Annotated in this window: 18 protein-coding genes and 1 pseudogene; 9 read left to right on the top strand and 10 right to left on the bottom strand. The window is 37.8% G+C overall.

Annotated elements, in window-relative coordinates; genetic code table 11:
• Nucleotides 1-83 precede the first annotated feature (83 nt).
• From spoT to recG, 4 genes are all read left to right on the top strand, one after another.
• Nucleotides 84-2,201 carry a bifunctional GTP diphosphokinase/guanosine-3',5'-bis pyrophosphate 3'-pyrophosphohydrolase gene (gene spoT / locus H4J66_RS12180; protein WP_070375401.1) on the top strand — a complete coding sequence of 706 codons (2,118 nt, stop codon included), beginning with the start codon at nucleotides 84-86 and terminating at the stop codon, nucleotides 2,199-2,201.
• A gap of 38 nt (nucleotides 2,202-2,239) precedes the next feature.
• Nucleotides 2,240-2,629, top strand: a complete 390-nt coding sequence (locus H4J66_RS12175) for a RidA family protein (RefSeq protein WP_070375400.1) — start codon at nucleotides 2,240-2,242, stop codon at nucleotides 2,627-2,629.
• A gap of 163 nt (nucleotides 2,630-2,792) precedes the next feature.
• Nucleotides 2,793-3,500 (top strand): tRNA (guanosine(18)-2'-O)-methyltransferase TrmH, encoded by a 708-nt coding sequence (gene trmH, locus H4J66_RS12170; protein ID WP_182175049.1) that lies wholly within the window; start codon nucleotides 2,793-2,795, stop codon nucleotides 3,498-3,500.
• Nucleotides 3,501-3,586: 86 nt separating this feature from the next.
• Entirely contained in the window at nucleotides 3,587-5,677 is a 2,091-nt protein-coding gene (recG, locus tag H4J66_RS12165) for an ATP-dependent DNA helicase RecG (RefSeq protein WP_182175046.1), read from the top strand.
• 48 nt (nucleotides 5,678-5,725) lie between these two features.
• Here the strand turns inward: recG and H4J66_RS12160 are convergent, their stop codons facing one another.
• The gene (locus H4J66_RS12160; RefSeq protein WP_182175043.1) at nucleotides 5,726-8,347 is read right to left on the bottom strand and encodes an immune inhibitor A domain-containing protein; all 2,622 of its coding nucleotides are present in this window, start codon (nucleotides 8,345-8,347) and stop codon (nucleotides 5,726-5,728) included.
• Between the two features lie 21 nt (nucleotides 8,348-8,368).
• Nucleotides 8,369-8,644 (bottom strand): hypothetical protein, encoded by a 276-nt coding sequence (locus H4J66_RS12155; protein ID WP_182175030.1) that lies wholly within the window; start codon nucleotides 8,642-8,644, stop codon nucleotides 8,369-8,371.
• 173 nt (nucleotides 8,645-8,817) lie between these two features.
• Here H4J66_RS12155 and ubiE point away from each other — a divergent pair, with 173 nt between their 5' ends.
• From ubiE to ubiB, 3 genes are read left to right on the top strand one after another with little or no spacing between them, the layout of a single operon-like run.
• Nucleotides 8,818-9,609 (top strand): bifunctional demethylmenaquinone methyltransferase/2-methoxy-6-polyprenyl-1,4-benzoquinol methylase UbiE, encoded by a 792-nt coding sequence (gene ubiE, locus H4J66_RS12150; protein ID WP_182175027.1) that lies wholly within the window; start codon nucleotides 8,818-8,820, stop codon nucleotides 9,607-9,609.
• A gap of 2 nt (nucleotides 9,610-9,611) precedes the next feature.
• Entirely contained in the window at nucleotides 9,612-10,250 is a 639-nt protein-coding gene (locus H4J66_RS12145; RefSeq protein WP_182175024.1) for an SCP2 domain-containing protein, read from the top strand.
• Nucleotides 10,251-10,265: 15 nt separating this feature from the next.
• Nucleotides 10,266-11,831, top strand: a complete 1,566-nt coding sequence (gene ubiB / locus H4J66_RS12140) for a ubiquinone biosynthesis regulatory protein kinase UbiB (protein WP_182175021.1) — start codon at nucleotides 10,266-10,268, stop codon at nucleotides 11,829-11,831.
• Nucleotides 11,832-12,301: 470 nt separating this feature from the next.
• Here the strand turns inward: ubiB and H4J66_RS12135 are convergent, their stop codons facing one another.
• Nucleotides 12,302-13,738, bottom strand: coding sequence for an IS1182 family transposase (locus tag H4J66_RS12135; RefSeq protein WP_182175018.1), 1,437 nt, complete (start codon nucleotides 13,736-13,738; stop codon nucleotides 12,302-12,304).
• A gap of 876 nt (nucleotides 13,739-14,614) precedes the next feature.
• Here H4J66_RS12135 and H4J66_RS20405 point away from each other — a divergent pair.
• Nucleotides 14,615-15,520, top strand: a complete 906-nt coding sequence (locus H4J66_RS20405; protein ID WP_259368508.1) for a PEP-CTERM sorting domain-containing protein — start codon at nucleotides 14,615-14,617, stop codon at nucleotides 15,518-15,520.
• A 63-nt stretch (nucleotides 15,521-15,583) separates the two neighbouring features.
• Here H4J66_RS20405 and H4J66_RS12125 read toward each other — a convergent pair whose 3' ends face one another.
• The 3 genes from H4J66_RS12125 to rep form a co-directional block, all read right to left on the bottom strand.
• Nucleotides 15,584-16,504, bottom strand: coding sequence for a reverse transcriptase/maturase family protein (locus H4J66_RS12125; protein ID WP_310650655.1), 921 nt, complete (start codon nucleotides 16,502-16,504; stop codon nucleotides 15,584-15,586).
• Between the two features lie 515 nt (nucleotides 16,505-17,019).
• The gene (locus tag H4J66_RS12120) at nucleotides 17,020-17,205 is read right to left on the bottom strand and encodes a hypothetical protein (RefSeq protein ID WP_157470951.1); all 186 of its coding nucleotides are present in this window, start codon (nucleotides 17,203-17,205) and stop codon (nucleotides 17,020-17,022) included.
• 413 nt (nucleotides 17,206-17,618) lie between these two features.
• Nucleotides 17,619-19,640 carry a DNA helicase Rep gene (gene rep / locus H4J66_RS12115; protein WP_182175015.1) on the bottom strand — a complete coding sequence of 674 codons (2,022 nt, stop codon included), beginning with the start codon at nucleotides 19,638-19,640 and terminating at the stop codon, nucleotides 17,619-17,621.
• 186 nt (nucleotides 19,641-19,826) lie between these two features.
• On the opposite strand from rep, the gene ubiK reads away from it, so the two are divergent.
• Nucleotides 19,827-20,075, top strand: coding sequence for a ubiquinone biosynthesis accessory factor UbiK (ubiK, locus tag H4J66_RS12110; RefSeq protein ID WP_182175012.1), 249 nt, complete (start codon nucleotides 19,827-19,829; stop codon nucleotides 20,073-20,075).
• Between the two features lie 59 nt (nucleotides 20,076-20,134).
• Here the strand turns inward: ubiK and H4J66_RS12105 are convergent, their stop codons facing one another.
• The 4 genes and pseudogenes from H4J66_RS12105 to H4J66_RS12090 all read right to left on the bottom strand — a co-directional run bounded on the left by H4J66_RS12105 (nucleotide 20,135) and on the right by H4J66_RS12090 (nucleotide 21,836).
• Nucleotides 20,135-20,326 (bottom strand): hypothetical protein, encoded by a 192-nt coding sequence (locus H4J66_RS12105; protein ID WP_182175010.1) that lies wholly within the window; start codon nucleotides 20,324-20,326, stop codon nucleotides 20,135-20,137.
• Nucleotides 20,308-20,736, bottom strand: a complete 429-nt coding sequence (locus H4J66_RS12100; protein ID WP_182175007.1) for a hypothetical protein — start codon at nucleotides 20,734-20,736, stop codon at nucleotides 20,308-20,310. The genes H4J66_RS12105 and H4J66_RS12100 overlap by 19 nt, the downstream gene beginning before the upstream one ends.
• Nucleotides 20,737-20,743: 7 nt before the next feature.
• Nucleotides 20,744-20,827 (bottom strand): annotated as a pseudogene (locus H4J66_RS20810) (XRE family transcriptional regulator); the annotation flags it as partial.
• A 238-nt stretch (nucleotides 20,828-21,065) separates the two neighbouring features.
• Complete coding sequence (locus H4J66_RS12090) at nucleotides 21,066-21,836, bottom strand: response regulator (RefSeq protein WP_182175004.1); 771 nt, start codon at nucleotides 21,834-21,836, stop codon at nucleotides 21,066-21,068.
• Between the last annotated feature and the right edge of the window lie 105 nt (nucleotides 21,837-21,941).

Genomic DNA, 21,941 nt, shown 5'->3' with positions numbered 1-21,941 from the left:
CGAATAACGTATTGTGTTATGCTGACTTAAAGCTTTGACTGGCGGAATAAGACCGTTCAGCTTAATCATCAAGGATTCAATGCGTGTACCTTTTTGAACCATTAAAAGAACTTGTTTCAAGCTATCTTTCTAAAGTACAAATTGACTTATTAAAGCAAGCTTACCTTGTTGCGCGTGAAGCGCATGAAGGACAAATGCGTTCAAGCGGTGAGCCTTATATTACTCATCCGGTAGCCGTTGCTTTAAACCTAGCAAAAATGCACCTTGACCATGAAACCTTAATGGCGGCATTACTCCATGATGTTATTGAGGATACTCCGGTAACTAAAGACGAATTAGCCGAATTATTTGGCTATACCGTTGCTGAATTAGTTGAAGGTGTCAGTAAGCTTGATAAATTAAAGTTTGATAACAAAGAAGAGATGCAAGCGGAAAACTTCCGTAAAATGATACTTGCCATGGTGCAAGACATACGCGTAATTCTGATTAAACTTGCCGACCGCACGCACAACATGCGCACGCTCGAATCTTTACGTCCAGATAAACGTCGACGTATTGCCCGTGAAACATTAGAAATTTACGCCCCCATTGCTAACCGTTTGGGTATTCACGATATTAAAAGTGAATTAGAAGTTTTAGGTTTTGAAGCCCTTTACCCGATGCGCGCACGTGCGTTAAAGTCAGCGGTAAAAAAAGCCCGTGGTAATCGCAAAGAAATTATTAATAACATTCAAGAAGAAATTGCGGCTCGTCTTAAAGAAAGTGGGATTGAAGCGCAAGTTATTGGCCGAGAAAAGCACCTTTATTCTATCTATCGTAAAATGCTCAATAAAGAATTAATGTTCAATGAAGTTATGGATATTTACGCTTTTCGTGTCATCGTAGAGAATAAGATCGATAATTGTTACCGAACACTTGGCGCTGTGCATAACTTATTTAAACCGATTGAAAGCCGCTTTAAAGATTATATCGCTATTCCCAAAACAAATGGTTATCAATCGCTGCATACTTCATTGATTGGTCCACATGGCATCCCTGTTGAAATTCAAATTCGTACACAAGATATGGATCAAATGGCAGACAAAGGAGTAGCCGCTCACTGGTTGTACAAACAAGACGGCGATAAGAGTGGCACCACAGCTCAAATGAAAGCTCGTCGTTGGATGCAAAGTTTATTAGAATTGCAACAAAGTGCTGGTAGTTCATTTGAATTTATTGAGAACGTAAAGTCAGACTTATTTCCTGAAGAAATTTATGTCTTTACCCCAGATGGACGCATTATTGAATTACCCATGGGCGCAACTGCTGTCGATTTTGCTTATGCTGTACACACTGATGTTGGTAATTCATGTGTCGGGGTTAAGGTCGATCGTAAACCTTATCCACTAAGTCGAGCTATTGATTCAGGGCAAACCATTGAGGTTATTACGTCTTCTGCTGCTCGACCGAATGCCACTTGGTTAAACTTTGTTGTTACTGCTAAAGCACGCTTACAAATTCGTACTTATTTACGTTCACAAGAGCAAACAGAATCTTATGGTTTAGGACGACGTTTATTAAGTCATGCCTTAGGTAAAGTCCATATCGAAGATATTGACCAAGCAAAAATTGATCAGGTTGTTAAAGAGACCGGTAATACCAGTCTTGATGGTCTACTCGTCAATATTGGCTTAGGTAATGCGTTAAGCATAGGTATTGCTAGACGATTAACCGATGAATTTACTATAGATAGTGCAGAAAGTGGCTTCGCCGATCCAAACAGTAAAACCAAAATGCCAATCAAAGGCAGCGAAGGTATGTTGGTCAGTTACGGAAAATGTTGCCGTCCTATTCCAGGAGACGCTATATTAGCTTACTTGAGTCCTGGTAAAGGTTTAATGGTGCATCAACAAGGTTGTCGTAACATTAAAAACCATGAACAAGGTAGCTTATTTCCAGTAAAATGGGACAGTGACATTAACCGAGACTTCATTGCAAAATTACGTATTGAAATAATGAATCATCAAGGTGCACTCGCCGCATTGACCAATGTTATTGCTAAATGTGAATCCAATGTTCATGCGTTAAATTCTGGTGAAAAAGACTCGGGATTATATGCGATTGACATGGAAATAACCTGTCGAGACCGCGTTCATTTAGCCGATATTATTCGAAAAATAAAAGTGATGATTGATGTTCAGCGTGTTGTGCGCAATAAGTAGTCAATCATCTTTAACAAAATTACTATGTAGGAAATACTATGAAAACAATTATCAGTACAGATAACGCACCCAGTGCAATCGGCACATACAGCCAAGCGGTAAAAGTTAATAATACCGTTTACCTTTCAGGCCAGATCCCTCTTATTCCAGAGACAATGACTGTTGTTTCTGAAGACTTTACCGAACAAACTAATCAGGTATTTAAGAACTTAGTTGCGGTATGTGAAGCCGCAGGCGGTAATATTAACGATATGGTGAAGGTAAACATTTTCATGATGGATCTCGCCAACTTCGCAACAGTAAACGAAGTAATGAGCCAATATTTTCAGCAACCCTACCCAGCACGCGCTGCGGTACAAGTTTCTCGTTTACCCAAAGACGTATTAATTGAAATAGATGGCGTGATGGAATTACCTAACGTCGGCTAATTTCCGCTGTTAACTGTAAAGTATATTCTCCCCCTTAAATTTAACGGTTGCACCTAACCATTAAATTTAAGAGCAAGTTGTCAACAATAGGTAAGCAATCTCGTATACAGATTTGTTTAGCGATTTTTAGATGATGAACCATAAAGTGTAGATGTGAAGTGTAATGACTCCTGAAAGATTAAAAAGAATAAACACGATGCTCGATAAACGCCAACCAGATTTAACTGTTTGTATGGAAGGTGTTCATAAGTCACATAACCTTGCCGCGGTTGTTCGCACCGCCGATGCTGTTGGCGTTAGTGATGTACATGCCATCTGGAAAAGTGATGAAATGGAAGTACGTGGCGGCAGTGCTGCGGGTAGTCAAAACTGGATTGATGTGCACAACTACACGACAACTAAAGATGCTATTGATGAATTAAAAAAGCAAGGCATGCAAATATTGGTAACCAACCTTTCTGATAGCGCTGTAGATTTTCGTGAGATCGATTACACCAAACCAACGGCTATTATTTTAGGCCAAGAAAAGTTTGGTGCTTCAGATATTGCACTTGCAATGGCCGATCAAGATATTGTTATTCCTATGGTTGGCATGGTGCAATCGTTAAACGTTTCTGTCGCTTCGTCTGTGGTTTTGTATGAAGCACAACGTCAACGTCAATTAGCTGGAATGTATGACACTGCTCGAATTGATGATAATCGCCGTCAGCGTTTCTTATTTGAAGGTGGACATCCTATTTTTGCTGAAGCATGTAAACGTAAGGGCTTACCTTATCCTGTGATTGATGAAGAGGGACAAATCATTGCCTCTGAACCATGGTGGGAACAAATGCAAATGACTCAAGCGGCTTGGAAAGCATTAGATAATTAATCGACAGCATTGCTGAAATTTTATAGCTAAGCCCTTAAATATGCCATTTAGGTGATTTGACTATATGATAAAAGGACAATAACTTAGTGTCAAAAGGGCTAGCCAAACTCGCACAAATAGCCATCACCAGCTTAAAAGGTGTTGGTCCAAGCATGGCAGAAAAACTTGAAAAAGTTGGCTTGCGCTCACTACAAGATTTACTTTTTCATTTACCCAATCGTTATGAAGACCGGACTCGTGTTACCGCAATACGAGACTGCTTTCCTGGTGTTTTCACTAATATTATTGGTGAAATCACTGGTAGCCAAATCATTAATGGCAAGGGACGTATGTTACTGGTTACCGTTCAAGATACTTCAGGAACAGTCACCTTACGTTTTTTTCGCTTTAGCGCTGCACAAAAAAATAGCTTAGCATTAGGGCTGAACATTCGCTGTTATGGTGAAATTAAACGTGGCGCTCGTGGTTTTGAAATAATTCATCCTGAGTATAAATCCCTTGATGAAGACCAGCCTTTAACCGAGGTAGAAGAAACACTAACCCCCGTTTACCCAACAACTGAAGGCTTACGGCAAATAACTTTACGTAACTTAACCGAGCAAGCGTTAATTAGATTAGAACGAGGCCAAGTTGAAGAGTTATTACCTGATGAGTTTAATTTGCAAAATTATTCTCTTGCGCAAGCTTTGGCGCTTATTCATCGTCCACCCCCTGAAACTTCAGTGATACAACTGGAAGAGGGTAAGCATCCAGCACAGTTGCGATTAATAAAAGAAGAATTATTGGCGCATAATTTAAGTATGCTGAAATTACGCCAGTCTAGTGATGCTCATCGTTCAATCTCTTTAATCGATGATCAAGTACTCAGTGATAAATTTTTAGCCTCATTACCTTTTTCACCCACCAATGCTCAAGTGAGAGTGGTAAAAGAAATTCGTCAGGACCTGATGAAAACTCAGCCAATGATGCGCTTAGTACAAGGTGATGTGGGTTCAGGAAAAACCTTAGTAGCGGCACTTGCAGCACTCACCGCTATCAGTAAAGGCTTTCAGGTTGCCTTAATGGCGCCAACAGAAATATTGGCAGAACAACATGCCCTTAATTTTAAAAACTGGTTTGAACCGCTTGATATCAGCGTCGGCTGGCTAGCTGGAAAAACGAAGGCAAAAGCAAGACGTAGCGCACTAGAGCATATCGAAAATGGTAGTATGCAGATGATTGTTGGTACCCATGCTTTATTTCAAGATAAAGTTATCTTTCATAATTTAACACTGATTATTATTGATGAACAACATCGCTTTGGTGTACATCAGCGTTTATCACTACGCGAGAAAGGCGCTTTTGAGGGTAATTATCCGCATCAATTGATTATGACAGCAACTCCGATCCCTCGCACGTTAGCCATGACTGCCTATGCCGATTTAGACACCTCTATTATTGATGAACTTCCCCCAGGAAGAACCCCGATAAATACCATCGCCTTACCTGACACACGCCGTGAAGATGTAGTTGAACGCATTCGAAAAGGCTGTGTAGAAGACAATCGACAAGCTTATTGGGTGTGTACATTAATTGAAGAGTCTGAAGTATTACAATGCCAAGCAGCAGAAGATACGGCGGTGTATTTACAAGAGCAACTAGCAGAATTAAAAATTGGTTTGATACACGGAAGAATGAAAGCCGCTGAAAAACAGTCAGTAATGGAAACGTTTAAAAAAGGCGAACTAGACTTATTGGTGGCGACAACCGTTATTGAGGTCGGTGTTGATGTCCCCAATTCCAGCTTAATGGTCATTGAAAACCCTGAACGGTTAGGCTTAGCGCAACTCCATCAGCTACGTGGTCGTGTAGGAAGAGGTACAGTCGCTTCACATTGTGTCTTAATGTATAAAAGCCCACTCTCTAAAACCGCAACCAAACGCTTAGCGGTATTACGTGAAAGTAATGACGGCTTTGTTATCGCACAAAAAGACTTAGAAATACGAGGTCCAGGTGAATTTTTAGGTACCAAGCAAACGGGTCTCGCCGATCTAAAAATAGCAGACTTGCTCAGAGATGCGCATTTAATTCCAGAAGTACAGCAACATGCTTATCTTATTTGGAAAAAACACCCACAAAATGCCCAAGCGATTATTCAGCGTTGGATGGGAGATCGCGAATACTTTACCAATGCTTAAGCTGCTTTATATAGAAATAAAACAGCTAAGCCAAGACGAAAGCGCAAATTACTTTCTTATTATTCTCAATAAATACAAGCTCAACAATAAACCAAAGCTTATTGCTCCTCCACCTGAGGTTTTCACTTTTGCTGGTGCGGTAACAACAACAGCAGGTGCTTTACTAACCGTGATGCTTCTGGTCGTTTTAACGCTAAGGCCTGTGCTATCCATTACCGTTAATTCAACACTATAGGTACCAGCCTGAGTAAAAGTGTGATTAGGGTTTTGTATGTTACTGGTACTATTATCATCAAAATCCCAAGCATAACTATATTGTGAATCCCCCCCGACTGGACTTGAAGTAAAGGTCACCACTAAATCATTAGCTGAATGAGAAAATGAAACGCTTAAATCGGACGCTTCCGAGGAGCTTGAAAGTGTTACGGTTGCCGAAGTACTATCAGAGCTTTGCAAGTCGACCTTCATGCTAAAATCGAGTTTGGGTAGGATAACACCAGACTCAGGTTGACTTGGCGAAGAGTAATCATTGGAATCGCTAAAGAAACTCTTTGCAACATTATGCACATCACCGTTAAAAGGTTGTTGGTCGTATAAACTAAATGCCGCGTCGTGTATCTGATATGCCGAATTTCTGTTACTGCCATTAGACGCCTTTACTAAGTTTTGATCAGCATCAACCACACCGATAAATAACTGGCCAGCATGTTCATCTACCTTATTGTCAGCAATATTTTCATTACGATACCAAAGTAAAACACCCGCATCGTAGCCAATATTTTTTAAGCGGCTATCAACACTGGTATGACTGCGTAATTGAACATAATAGTAATGGGGTAAACCGGCAATTTTATCAGCTAAACGGCTAAAGCCCGCAAGTGTAGCTTGATTTTCTACTTCGCCATCGATAGCAAAGATCTCACTCGCACCATTGAATACTTTTATTTCATCTGCGACAAAGCCATAACCCCCTTCCGCTTGATCGGTAACATAATTAATTTTAATGACAACACTTTGTCCAGCAAAGCTAGCAAGATCAAAGGTTAAATCAGTCCATTTTAAATCACCTTCTGCATTGGCAATATCCGCTGAATTTCCGCTGATATATTCACCTATACTGGGGTAATATGGATTGCTATTTTGGCTGTAATTTCCCTTAATTACGGTGTTGTTTACTAATACCTGCAGGTAATCATAGTCTTGTTCTATTTCCCAGCGCGCTTTCATCGACAATGTCGGGGTACCTGCTGGCAGGTCGACTGAGAACGACATACTGTTTTCCAACATATCACCCTTATTAGAATAAAATTGATATTCTCCCGCGTAAGCAGCTGGAAAATCTAATACAGAGGGCGGTAAGTTCACCTTAATCTGGTTAACCGCAGTATGATCAACCGTACTAACCAAGGAGATACTCTCATTGTTTAATGTCGCAAAATCAACTTGCCGTTGAGTTATCCAGTTGCCTTGATAACGCTCCTGTAGATAATCACGGGCCAAAGGACTAAAAGCAGATGGGCGAGTTCCTGCTGGAGAGCCCAGCCAAGTACCAGAAGCCATAACTGACCATTCTGAAACAGGCGCCCCAATATCACTACTATCGATATCATATTCGTCAAGTAAACCTAAATCATGACCAAATTCATGGACAACAACGCCCGGAGCCGCATCAATCGGATTAATGGTATAACCAAACGCTTTTATCTCAGAGCCAGGAATAGTGGCTGGTTGATCACCCGCATCATTGAGCACAAAACTTCGATGTGACCAAATAGCATCTTCGGCTAAATTACCACCACCGGCTTCCTCACCGATACTCGCATGGAAAAGCATAATATGATCAATAATACCGTCAGGTTCATTAACATTTCCGTCTCCGTCAAAATCAAATAAATCAGTTTTGTCGTAAGGGGATAAATCTAAACCATTAGCAACAAGTTGTGTAACTGCTTCAACAACAAGCGCCTTAACATTTTGATCATTTTCGGTTTCTTCGTCGTTACTACCATAATAACTGGCATTATTCTCTGCAGTCACCCAGCCCTTAACTTGGCCGGTAAAAAAGAATTTCTGACCAGACTCATGTTGATAATATTGATAAGCCGATTCAATATTTTGTCCTGATGGACCATCAAATCCACTCGTAGAAAATAAGAGCTCATTATAATGAGCAGGCGAATAATTCTCATAAAACATATCGGTATCATTCGCTGACAAACCATTATCGTTATGCTTTAAATCATTAAAATCGATCAGTATCGCTAAAATATTAACCGTGGTTTCAACGTCAGTATCCGCTGTTTCTTGTAATAAATAATGGGCTATTTGCGTTTTTTTCAATTGACTATTGAAGCCCATCTTTTCACGGCGTTCTCCACTACTAAAACGTTCAGCGGCTACCACTTTTTTTGATAAGGCCTGAGGCAAAAATTTAGGTTGAAATGACTTTTTTATCAGATAGTTAGACAGTGCTTGCTTTTTTTGTTGGTCAGTGGCGTTTATTGACAATTCACCTCTTTTTTCTAACCAATAGAGAATACGCTCTTTGTTAATAACACCAGCATCTGCTGGTGAACTTTTTGAAAAACGTTTTATATCATCAGTATTCTCTGCTCGTAAAGGCAGCTGACTTATCAAGACCAACAAAGCTAATAGATAGGGTATCTTCATGAGTTTTCCTCGTGTCACTTGTTATTTAGCACAGTTTTTCAAAGCCGCGTTTTTCTTACGAATATAGTTATTAACTGCATGCTCTATTTCTTCATTAGATAATGAACCATCAATTTTACCATTGGCAATTAACCGCTCTTTTAACTTTTGCGTGTTTTTAAGTGGTGGTATCGTTGACTGGCGACAAACAACTTTTTTTATAATAACTTGTTCACTGCTATTTTTAGCGGTTAGTGGTGCTGCTGTTTGCTGACACCCCAGTAATAAAGTCATTACGACCCCTAAATAAAATTTCATAACACCACCGTATGTAACAATAATATTAACCATAATACAGCATATTAATTAGTGGATAAAGTTTGACCAGCACAGTCCATTTAATAAAAAACCCCTCCACTTGATTTCAAGTGTTAATAATTGCGAAAAAATACGGTAAACTGTCAGTAATTTTAGCGATAAGTGAATGTTAGATGGCCGCTCAACAAGATAATCATCAAGAAAATGGATCAAATTCTTCAAGTGACAACACCACACATTTTGGCTTTCAAACGGTAGATAAAAACGAGAAAGAGTCAAAGGTTGCCAGTGTATTTCACTCTGTCGCCGCGCAATATGATGTAATGAATGACTTAATGTCTTTTGGTATTCATCGCCTTTGGAAACGCTTCACCATAGATGCTAGTGGCGTACGTCCTGGTAACAAAGTACTAGATTTAGCCGGTGGTACTGGCGATTTAACCGCAAAATTTTCACAGCTAGTTGGTCGTGAAGGTAAGGTTATTCTTGCTGATATTAATAGCTCTATGCTCAATGTTGGTCGAGATAAGTTACGTGACAAAGGTTTAGTACAAAATATTGAATACGTACAAGCCAATGCACAATACTTACCCTTTGAAGACAACACCTTTGATATTGTCACCATAGCTTTTGGTTTACGTAACGTTACGGACAAAGATATGGCGCTAAGATCTATTTACCGTGTATTAAAACCCGGTGGTCGTTTATTGGTGCTAGAATTTTCAAAACCAGAACATCAGTTAATCAGTAAGGCTTACGACTTTTATTCTTTTAATGTTCTTCCTAAAATGGGCGAATTAGTGGCTAAAGATGGTGATAGCTATCAATATTTAGCCGAGTCTATTCGCATGCACCCTGATCAAGAAACATTAAAAGAGATGATGGATTCAGCGGGTTTTGAACAGACAAGTTTCAAAAACCTTACCGGTGGTGTTGTTGCCCTACACAAAGGGTATAAATTTTAATCGTGACAAACTTCAGTAGTCAGTTAATGTTTCAACAAACGCTTTGTTCAACTGTAGAGTTTGCCTTTAATCAGGCACTCGCAATCAGTGTTAAGGGTGCCAGTGTTTTGCAGACCTTAGAAGAAAAAACATTGACCATTTTATTATCTGAGTTAGGTTTTCCACTAAGTTTCTCTGTTAATAACAACAAAGTGTTAGTGACTGGCCTAACTGAACGTAGCGACTGTACAATAAATACGAGTATAAAAACCTTACGTGAACTAAAGAAAGAGCAACAAATTACAGAGTTAATCAAGCAAGAGAAACTTGATGTTCAAGGTGACATTAAAGTTGCTCAACAGTTTGCTAATATTGCCCAATCATTAGAAATTGATTGGCAAAGCGAAATTGCTCAACATATTGGTGATATTCCTACTTATAAGTTGTCGCAGTTAAGTAAGCGCTGGGCGAAAAAAATTAATTTTGCCACACAACAGATACAAGCCGACGCCAGCGAATGGCTAGTGCATGAAAAACGCTTAGTGGTTACAGCCAGTCAACTTGGTAACTTTAGTGAACAGGTTACTGAATTAACTAAGCAAACAAATACAGTAGCGGAACGTATTCAGCGACTTGCTGAAAAAATAACTCCCTTAACTTAATTCTCAAGGAACATTGTGAGCAGTTTACGACTTTATCGCATCATCAAAACACTTCTTCAGTTTGGTCTTGATGAACTGATCCCAAGCCATATGATACCTTGGTATGCAAAACTTATTCGCTTATCATTATTCTGGTTACGTAATAAACACCAAGATAAGCCTTCAGCCTTGCGACTTCGCCTAGCGATTGAATCTTTAGGTCCGGTGTTTGTAAAGTTTGGCCAGATGTTGTCAACCCGTCGTGACTTACTTCCTGAAGATTTTGCCAACGAACTGGCATTACTGCAAGATCAAGTACCTGCTTTTGATGGTGAATTAGCCAAGGCTATTGTTTTAGAAGCCATAGGTGAAGAAACATTTAATCAGCATTTTAGTGATTTTAATAGTAAACCTCTTGCTTCGGCGTCAATTGCCCAAGTGCATACAGCCACCTTGCTGCAAGACGGACAACCCTTTGAAGTAGTCCTTAAAGTTTTACGCCCCAACATTACAGAGACAATTTTAGCTGACGTAAAAGTCATGTCGCTATTTGCGGGTGTTGTCGCTAAATTTTTACCTGATGGTAAACGACTACGCCCAAAAGAGGTCGTTAATGAATACCGAAAAACGATTGTTGACGAACTAGATCTCAACCGTGAAGCCGCGAATGCAACCTTATTAAAGCACAATTTTTCCCAGGGTAATGCCAGCGATAGCGTATTATACGTACCCAAGGTTTATAGTGACTTTAGCCATGAAAACGTAATGGTTATGGAACGTATTTATGGTATTGGCGTTGGAGAGATAGCGACACTTCAAGGGCTTGGCGTAGACATGAAATTACTTGCTGAGCGTGGGGTTGAAGTGTTTTTTACCCAAGTATTTCGTGACAGCTTTTTTCATGCTGATATGCATCCAGGCAATGTTTTTGTCGATGCAACAAACCCTGCCGATCCAACATGGATAGCGATAGATTGTGGTATCTGTGGTACGTTAAACCGTGAAGATAAACGCTACTTGGCCGAAAATTTTGTCGCGTTTTTTAATAGAGATTATCGGAAAGTTGCCGAGCTTCATGTCGACTCTGGCTGGGTACCAAGCGAGACCAGTGTTGATGAGTTTGAATTTGCTATTCGCACTGTTTGCGAACCGATATTCAACAAACCCTTATCAGAAATATCTTTTGGGCAAGTGCTGGTAAGCCTTTTTAACACCGCCAGACGATTCAATATGGAAGTACAACCACAACTGGTTTTATTACAGAAAACCTTACTCTATATCGAAGGCTTAGGCCGACAACTATACCCACAACTCGACTTATGGCAAACCGCTAAACCTTTCTTAGAGAATTGGGTAAAACAGCAAATGGGTGTTAAAGCCGTATTTAAAAAGATAAAAGAGAATCTGCCTTTTTGGAATGAAAAACTGCCTGAAATGCCAGACCTGCTTTATGATTATTTAAAAACGACTCAAGTAACCCGTCAAAAGCAAATGCACTTATTCACTGAATTAAAAACGCAGCAACACAAAAATCATAAAGTTATTATTGGTACTTTGCTTTTTAGTACCTTATGTATTTGTGCAGCCATTATATTTCACTAATACCTGCTTCAACTGTCTGAGTAGATATCAGTAATGAGGTTATCTCACGTTAATCTAAGCTGAGATAATTACTTCCGGAGATATCCGTTCGAGGACTAAATCTAAGTTGACGTTATCGGCTTGAGACGAAATAAATTTTTTGAGACGACAAAGCATTATTATTTTGTGACTATTTGAGGTCTTAACTACTAGTGTTATAAAGGCCGCTAACCAACATTAACGATCACTCTGCGGACATTCCTGACGTTATCTACTGATTATTCTTCAGGTCAACTGATAGCCCAGCCTGTGTGAAAACTAATTATTGTAAGTTTTCATTATTGGGGGTTTATATCAGCTCTTTATAAGGCTTCGCGTAGCGAAGCCAATATTTATGAATATCCATGCTTTATATTTTTTATGAGTTCAAAATTGCTTATATTGACGCGTGTTTTGAACATATTCCAGTGTTTTAAAGGGAAGCATAGCCCTTAGGCCACCATCACTTCCTTCATCAACTTTTCTGTTCCAAAGATATTGAGCGTTCTTTTTAAATTATACGCTAATACATGCAGGTTCAATTCTGTACTGACATTTTTAAACCCTCTTGTTAAAAGATGCGTGGCTCCTGCCCACAACTTAATCGTACCAAAGGGATGTTCAACCGTTTGTTTTCGTTGAAGCATCGCATCAGGCGTTGCTTTGAGCAAGGCGTCCATTTTTTCCATATCAGTTTCATGGATCCAACGTCTCATTCTTCTAGGGTCTTTTTTAGAACGGGTACATTGGCTTCGGATAGTACAATTTTTACAAGCCATACCATTGAAGTAAATTTTGATATCTAACCCTCCTTCTATCGCATTGAATCGATGTTGAAGCTCATTTCCCGCAGGGCAAATATAAACATCACTATCTTGATTGTATTGAAACAGTGACTTGTTAAAAACCCCTTTCTTGTCAGAGCCTGATGTATCGGTTTTAGGTACAAGCGTCAATACACCTAGATCTTGAGTATCTTTAATATCTTGTCGGCTGTAATAACCTTTATCCGCCAATATTGTTGTAACACTTTTCCCCAATGCTTTAAGTGTCTGTTTGGTCATATTGCACAACTGGCCTCTATCTGTTGTATTGGTGACTTCGTGAGCAACAATTAAATGATGTTTGGTATCGACAGCGCTTTGTATGTTATAGCAAATAGCTCGCGTCATACCCTGTGTTTTCATCAAGCGACAATCAGGATCGACCGTTGATATCTGTTTATCAGGATGATTATTAACGGCTAGCTCCATCTCTTTTAGTTCAACGAGATGCTGTTTTAGGAAATCTAACTTAGATTCAATATTAGTAATGTCTTTTGGTGAGTTCTCTTGTGAATCTGATTGTTCAAGCTGCTTAAAATATTTATTAATATGTTTTTCAACTAGCTCTATATGAAACTTCACTTTGCTCGGTGTGTAGTTTTTATCTTTGTTGTTGGACGCCCTAAACTTACTACCATCAATGGCAACGGTCGCTTCACTAAACATATTAAATTTATGGCACATTTGAACGAAGGTTTTACACGTGTTTTTAATTCCACGATGGTTATCTTTTCTAAAGTCAGCAATCGTTTTAAAGTCTGGAGATAAACGTTCCGTGAGCCACATAAGTTCAACATTACGTTGTGTTTCTCGCTCTAGACAGCGTGACGACTGAATTCTGTTTAAATAACCATAGATATAAATCTTGAGTAATATGGCGGGATGATAATCAGGTCGGCCAGTTGCTTTAGATTGAACACCTTTGAAACCAAGGTTTTCTAAATCTAAACCATCGACAAATACATCAATTACTCTAACAGGATTTTCTTTAGCGACAAAATCTTCAAGCATTTCTGGAAAGAGGGTTGCTTGGGAGCGAGATGAACCTTTAATATGACGTGACATACAGCCAACATATAATCAATTAACCTAATGAATATTATAGCAAATATTGAGTGATATATTATCTTGTTTTGAGATTGATTGATCATAAGTATCCGGTGCTTATTCGAAAAAGTGATCAAAACGTTTTCACACAGTCTGAGCCAATAGCCGACATTAGCTTCTGTGCATCCCTGATCATATCTAGAAGAATATTAGACAGAATTTTCTATTCGTCTTTAAGACGGATTTAAGACGGATTTAAGACGGATTTGAGACTTGAGTTCAAACTGGCTAACAACAACGGATAAAACTCCGTTAGTACGCATTTAATAAATTTTATCATCTTATTTTATTCTAAATTCGTTAATATAAGAAGATATAATTTATCAAATAAATCAAAGTCTTGATGGTTTAATTGTATCAACGGATGACATGTCAAACCAACTGATTACAAGTCAGTTGCTAGATGGTGTTAAGGTTTTGAATATACTGATCTGTAGTGGTGTTGATGTGTTGAAATACAATAATTAGCACCACTGAGTTTCAATCAACTACACTACTAAAGTACGTGTTTTAGCTAGATTAAGGTGATTTTTGTGATGATTTATATGTAATTGTTAATGAAGTTCAATCACCTAATAATACTTATAGGCTGAAACTGATTTAAATCACAGTTTGTGATTGTTATATAATAAATTCACCTGGTTGATAAGCTGCTTTATGTCAGGTTATTTTACAATATAACTTTTTAAATTCCGTATGGACTTTTATTGTGTTGAAATTGTTTGGTATTTTAACTCTGGTGTGATTTTTGCTTTAAATACGAAAGATTAATAAACTGCTATTTTAACACATACCCTACCAAAATTAATGGAAAGGGATTAAAAGGAAATACAAATGAAATTTAGATTTTTGAATGCTGCTTTAGCAAGTTCAATGTTCTATGTTGGCTGTTTTGCTAATGTAGCTCATGCCGGTTTGATCTCGTTGGATGGAAATTTTGTATCAATTCAAGTTTCTGATAATGGCACGTTAGGTAACGGAACATCTGGTCCACAGTTAAAATATGATAGTACTGGAACAGGTACTTTTGCCACTGGTATCTATAATGATTGGATGTTGCCAGGTTCTCCTTGGGAGGGATTTAGTATTTCGACAGCCGAAACTGGATTATTATCAAATCTTAATGGTTCATCGTTTGAAATATCAGGGGTAACTACCGATACTTCCGGAATTTCGATATATGATTCATCAGCAACCTTTACCGCTGATTATGGTTCGTTTTTTAGTATAACAACCAACACTTTTTTTAATGATAATAGTTCTTATGTAGGCTTTAATACAACTTTAACTGCTTTGGTTGATTTAAGTGACGTGTTCTTTTCGAGACAGTTTGATCCTGATTGGCATACAAGTACATGTACCAATTTTGATACTACAAATACAAGGCATAGTGGTGATCTGGTAACTGCAACAGAAGGTTGTGAAAACAAAGTGATAGGGATTCAAACTGATAGTAAACTGGTTCATAATGTGGGTCTCGGTAATTGGGAAACTGATCCTAGTTATTGGCTTGGAGGTCCACAAAGCGGCGCTTTTGGTGATAATGCTATAGGTATAGGCTTTGATTTGGGGAGTTTAAAAACAGGTGAAAAAATCGATATCAAATACAATTATGTAATGGGGCTTTCTGTTGACACTTTGGATATACCACGCACGGATGTACCAGAGCCATCTACACTTGCTATTTTCGCATTAGGAATGATTGGTTTAGCATCACGTCGATTTAAGAAACAATCTTAATTCAACTGATTCAGTATCAAAATTAATTATCGACGACGGTATGCCTGAATAAAACCATGTAACCTAATGTTGTCGATAATCATCAAGAAGCATCTTCCAATTTTGTAGATGCTTCTTTTGCTCATAAAGCTGCGTTAATCGACGTATGTGATTTTGTAATGTTCGTTTTGAAACTGTTATTTTTGCTTGTCCAAACTGATACCCTAAAAAGTCAAAACGATTATTAATTCTACCAATCGTGGTTTTATCAGGGTGTTGTTTTAATTTTAGTTTTTCAAAATGTTGATTAACCGTTTTTATCGCTTTGCGTAATTTCCACCTTGATGGTGATAATACGATGATGTCATCCATGTATCGTCGGTAATAAACGTTTTTACCTTCCATTTCTTTATCTAACTCAACTAGGTAAAAACTCGATATAATAGGGCTTAACGGGCAACCCGATGATATACCTTGTTTAATATCTTTAAATAATCCACCTGATTCAACACTTCTTTTTAAATACTGTGCTAGTAAGTTCATTACCGCTTTATCTTTGATGTAAACCGATAACTTATCTAACAATATCTCGTGGTTTATCGATTCGTAATAAGATTTAACATCCGTTCTAAATACAAAGATATTATTCGTTATTTCACGTTGTATTGAAGTTACCGTTTGTTTGCTACCTCCATGCCCTTTTAAGTGTGTACACAGCTTAGATGAAGGTAAATAACGCTGTAACACCAGTGATAACAACTTCAACACCACACTATCGATTGATGTCCATAAGTGAATAACTTCACCTGATGATTTAGTTATCTTTTGCAATGGTTGAAAGTTAAATGTATTTGATATTAATTCATCAATAAGTTGTGGTTTAATTTTATTCCAATGAAAACGTACATCCCATACATCACTGTTATCAGGAAAGTGTTTTCGTTGTTTACATAACCACCTAAACGATTCATCTATTAAATCTTCAGATACTAATTCGGTTATCACTTAATGAATACACCACTTTAAAATATTCTATACCTATTGATTTATTAGTAGTGGTATTCAATAAAAATTACTACCATAGGATACTTAATCCTTTGCTATGCCACATGTGTAAAAGCCTTCAGACACTTTAACTGATTATTCATCACTACTGGTATGATTTTTATAGTTTTTGACAAAAAATAATCCATACATAACCTATCCTTTTTACGATTAATTGTCGAAATGGTCGCAGTTAAATAAGCAAAGGCTTATGTCCGGTTTCGTATCAGAGAAGACCTTTTTGGTGCTGATTTAGGGTGTTAGGAAAGGTCTCTTTTGTGGCATTAGTTAGCGTTAATAGGTGAAATACCAAAGGCAGCAATGAACTTAAAGTGGACGTTATAATTTATGCGTTACTAGCCTTCATAAAGCGCGTAAGTTATTTTTACAAACCCGTAAAATAATGACTAGGAAAACCAACAACAATAAATTATATCTGTTGAGCTGTTTTAATTTTAGATGACCTTATTGTATGTCTAACATTTCAACTTATATTCTGACCAATGCAAAGTATTACCTAACAAAACGACACTGCCAGAAACAATCAAGATTGCTGTACTCAAAATACCCGTCATAATGATACATTCCGCTATACCGCCATCGTCACAATCTCCTAGCTCCCCCATTTGAGTGGATTTTAAGGTTAGTTTTTTTGTCACCATATCGCAATCATAATAGTAAGGCTGGTCAGGTGAAGAAGAAGGAACGAACGCACATGAACTGACGGAAATACAAATAAAACAACTCAACAGCACTTTCTTTAAACTCATCAACTGCGATATCCATATAATTAATTTTTCATTAAAAGTGAGACCAATAAAAGACTTATCAGCTTTTATTAAGTAAGAGGTCAAACTTTGTGTAGATTAATTATAATGAAATACAAAACATTAAACTGTTCAGTTTTTGTATTTCATTTGTTTAACTTTGTAAGATTATTTTAATTTTCATGGCTAATTGTTAATAAAAAATAACGCCTCATTGAAGCAAAGAGGCGTTATTTTATTATCATTAATGGCGGGCTTAATTGAAATTTTTTGTTTTAGTTATCTTTAGCCAAAACATAAAAAAGTACTTATTTATTTTTATTCTTGAGCATATCACGCAAATTCGCCACACCCATTTTAGTGGTTTTGTCTTTGTGCTCTTGGCTTTTTTTAGTTTCTGTTAGCTCCCAACTTAAATCGTCTTGCGGTAATTCGTGTAAAAATCGACTCGCTTCAGTGCGAGAAACTTCACCATATTGTCGGCGCTCTTTGGCATAAGTAAAAATCAATTCACGTTGTGCACGGGTAATTCCCACATAAGCCAATCGACGCTCTTCTTCAACATTACCTTCGTCCATACTTGTTTGGTGTGGCAATAAACCTTCTTCCATGCCAATCAAGAAGACATAAGGAAATTCTAGCCCCTTAGAAGCGTGTAGTGTCATTAATTGTACTTGGTCAGCATCGTCTTCATCTTCGCCACGTTCCATCATATCGCGCAAGGTTAAGCGGGTTACAATGGCTGGCAATAACATAGGCTCTTCTTCTTCATCCCCTTCAAGCATATTAGTTACCCAACTAAAAAGTTGCGTAACGTTTTTCATGCGCATTTCTGCCGCTTTTGGGCTAGGCGAAGTGTCGTACAGCCAATCTTCATAATTTATTTCACGGATCATCGCTCTAAGCACGGCAGGTGTATCACCTCGCTCCGCGTGATCGCCAGTTTCAACTAACCAACGAGTAAACCTTTGCACATGCACTAAACCACGACCGGTTAAATGCTGTTCAAGCCCCAACTCAAAACTAGCGGCGAACATACTTATTTGCCGCATATTGGCGTAATTACCCAGTTTTTCTAGTGTCGTGGGTCCAATCTCTCTGCGTGGTACATTAACTATTCTTAGAAATGCATTGTCATCATCAGGGTTCACCAAAACACGTAAAAATGCCATCATGTCTTTAATTTCGCTGCGTGAGAAGAATGAAGTCCCGCCGCTGATCTTATAAGGAATACGGTTAAGCATTAATGCTTTTTCTAATAAGCGTGATTGATGATTACCACGATACAAGATCGCATAATTTTTAAATTTACTTTTATTTAAGAACTTATGACCAATTAATTCACCGACCACTCGCTCAATTTCATGCTCTTCATTTTTCGCTTGAATAACGCGCAGTTCAACGCCGTAAGCCAACTCACTAAACAACGCTTTGTCGTAAACATGAGGATTGTTCGCGATTAATGTATTGGCACACTTAAGAATACGACCACTTGAGCGGTAATTTTGTTCTAACTTAATCAACTTAAGTTGCGGAAAATCTTCTCCGAGTAAAACAAGATTTTGCGGTTTTGCACCACGCCATGAATATATAGATTGATCGTCATCGCCAACAACCGTTAACAAGGCCCGTTCACCCGCAATTAATTTTACTAACTCATATTGGCTGGCATTGGTATCTTGATATTCATCAACCAGTAAGTATTGAATTTTTTTCTGCCAGCGTGTTTTAACGTCAGGAAAGTTTTTTAATAACAAGGTAGGGATTAAGATTAAGTCATCGAAATCAAGCGCGTTATAAGCCTTCATATGTTTTTGATAGAGCTGGTAGAATTCAGCAAACATCGTGGTGTCTGCATCACCAGCCATTTTTATCGCGGAGTCAGGTAACATTAAGTCATTTTTCCAATTGGAAATCATGCTCTGTAATTTACTCAGTAAATCTTTATCACCATCAAGCTCATCATGTGTTAATTCTTTTAATAAAGATAACGTGTCTTGGTCGTCAAATAAGGTAAAACCGGGTTTATAACCTAAGGTTTTAATTTCTTTACGAATAATATCAAGACCCAGCGAGTGAAAAGTCGAAACAGTGAGACCTCGCGTTAAACTTTTGTCCATCATCTTAATCACACGTTCTTTCATTTCTCGTGCGGCTTTATTGGTAAAGGTTACTGCCGCAATATTACGGGCTTTGTAATCACATTTTTCAATAAGATAAGCAATTTTCTTACAGATAACCCCTGTTTTACCACTACCCGCGCCGGCTAAGACTAAGCAGGGGCCAGTAACATATTTTACCGCTTCATTTTGTCCGGGGTTAAGTTTCATAGTGTTCAGTTTTTCAGATAATTAGATTTTCAGGGCGATGATTTTACCTTGTTTGCTCTATATCGTATATACCCGCGCACAGGTCAAACTCTACATTGTTAAATATCTTAGAGTTAATAAATTAGCCATTGGCAAAACCATTAAATACATTACAATGAGCTCATTGATGAACTAAGGATAATTATTATGTTTAACGCTAAAAAGATTGAAGAAATCGCCAAACAAGTTTCCGATGCAATTCCACTTAAATTCAAAGATATAGCTGCAGATATTGAAGAAAAAACCAAAGTGGTGTTACAACGAAAATTAACACAGCTTGACGTAGTTTCTCGTGAAGAGTTTGATGTACAAACACAAGTATTATTAAAAACGCGTCAAAAACTGGCTGAGTTAGAAAATAAGCTCACTGAAATCGAAGCTAAGTTAGCTGAATAAAGCCATAAATAGCGATAAGTTATTATCGGTACAACTAACTTATCGCTTCGAAGAGTAGACTAAGTGACTATTTTATAGACACGTCGCTCTAAAATAAAGCCCATAATTCCCATGAAAAACAAGAATACACCCGCTATTCGTAGCCATGCATTTATTGGCTGAGCAATCATTTTTTCACTATCAGCACGATAAAGCCGAAGCCCTTTTGGTAATGTTACGACGTAGTTTTTCCCTAAGAATTTCTCAGACAATATGAATTTTCATCCTTACGTTGTGTCATCTCCATCTTCTTTTTATAGTAAAGCTGGTTTTTTACATTTTCTCGCGGGATCATCTTCTCACAATAATCAAATATATCTTTTGGCTCTCCCACTAAAACAACGCCTTGAGAATAATATCCAAACTGTACCTCTGGAAACAATATTTTACTTTGCCCGACATAGAATAAAGTAAGCGCAAGGACAATCAGTGCACTGCATATATAAAGATAACACCTTTGATTTAACATTTGTGATTGCTGTTGCTGCCTTAACCAATGCTCTATATCAGGTATTTGCTTGAGCTGAGTCTCAGCGTAATGTCTGTCGAATGCAGCTATAAAATCAGCTAAAGATAACTCATAAGCGGCTAATAACCTTCTAAAAATATCATTTGATGGCATTGACTTATCATTTTTCTAACTTTGATAAATAAGATTGCTCTATTCCCGTTAAATCAGCTAAATCAGGCTGACTTAATGCTTTTTCATTTCTAAGTTTTTTAACTGTTCACCAAGCGTCATTTGCTTTTCCTTTTTAGATTAAGTATTAAAATGCCGTCGACAGCAGACTTATTCTTGGTTATTCCTGCAATAATATAAAGGTGAATATTTAAGAATATTGTTGAATATAGAAATGTTGTTAAGGTTATTTGACATAAATGTTTATTGTCATTGGTTACCCATAAAAAAGCAGCCACCGGCTGCTTTTTTATTTTAAGGATAAACTTAATTTAATTGATATCTTTTAGTTTCTCAATATATTGTAGCTTCTCAATATTTAGCATAACGCGACAATAGAATTCTTCGGGACAAAAAGGTTTTCGTAGAAAATCATCGGCACCATTTTTAATGAATCGTGCTGATTGAAAACTCTTTTCTAAACTCGCTACCGCTATAATGATTAACTCATTAATCGGGTTTTTGGCTCTAATTTTATGCACTAATTCTAAACCACTCACCCCGGTTAAATCTTGCTCAAGGATCACAATTTTTATATCTGGTTGCTCCTCAAGCTTTTTAATGGCTTTGGTACCATCTTCAACATCATAAACTGTGAAGTTTCTTCGTTTAAGTAGCTGACAAACATGATTTCTTGAGGCTAAAGAGTCATCAACGACTAAAACACCAATTTTTGGGTTATGCAGTTGGCCATGAAGGATTCGAAGTAAGTAATGATAAGCCTGAGCATTCGTTTTTGTAATGTAATCAATAATGGGTTGGTTAAGTAATTTCTTATGCGTAGCGTCATCAATTCGGCCCGTCATGATAATACTGGGAATATTGTGCTGAACAATATAGGGAACAACTTCACCATTAGGCGCATCAGGTAAACCATAATCAAGCGTCGCTAAGAAAAAACTATGTTCTTGGGCAAGCAACACTTTAACATGAGCAAAGGTGTGAGCGATGGTCACGGAATACCCTAAGGAAACAGCAATCTTTTCAATGACTAACGCAGTAGACTTACTGTCCTCAACAACGAGCAATCTTTTTTTGGTCATATAAAACTCACTCGAATTAGTAAAACTTAATTATAAATTACTATACCTGAGAGTTTTACTAAGTAAACTTATATTACCCGGTGGCTCTTCTTTGCTTGTCTACTT

This window comes from Colwellia sp. MB3u-55 (assembly GCF_014076785.1).
Taxonomy (GTDB): Bacteria; Pseudomonadota; Gammaproteobacteria; order Enterobacterales; family Alteromonadaceae; genus Colwellia_A.
The sequence above is the reverse complement of the archived record's forward strand: the minus strand, read 5'-3'. Positions and strand labels throughout refer to the sequence as shown.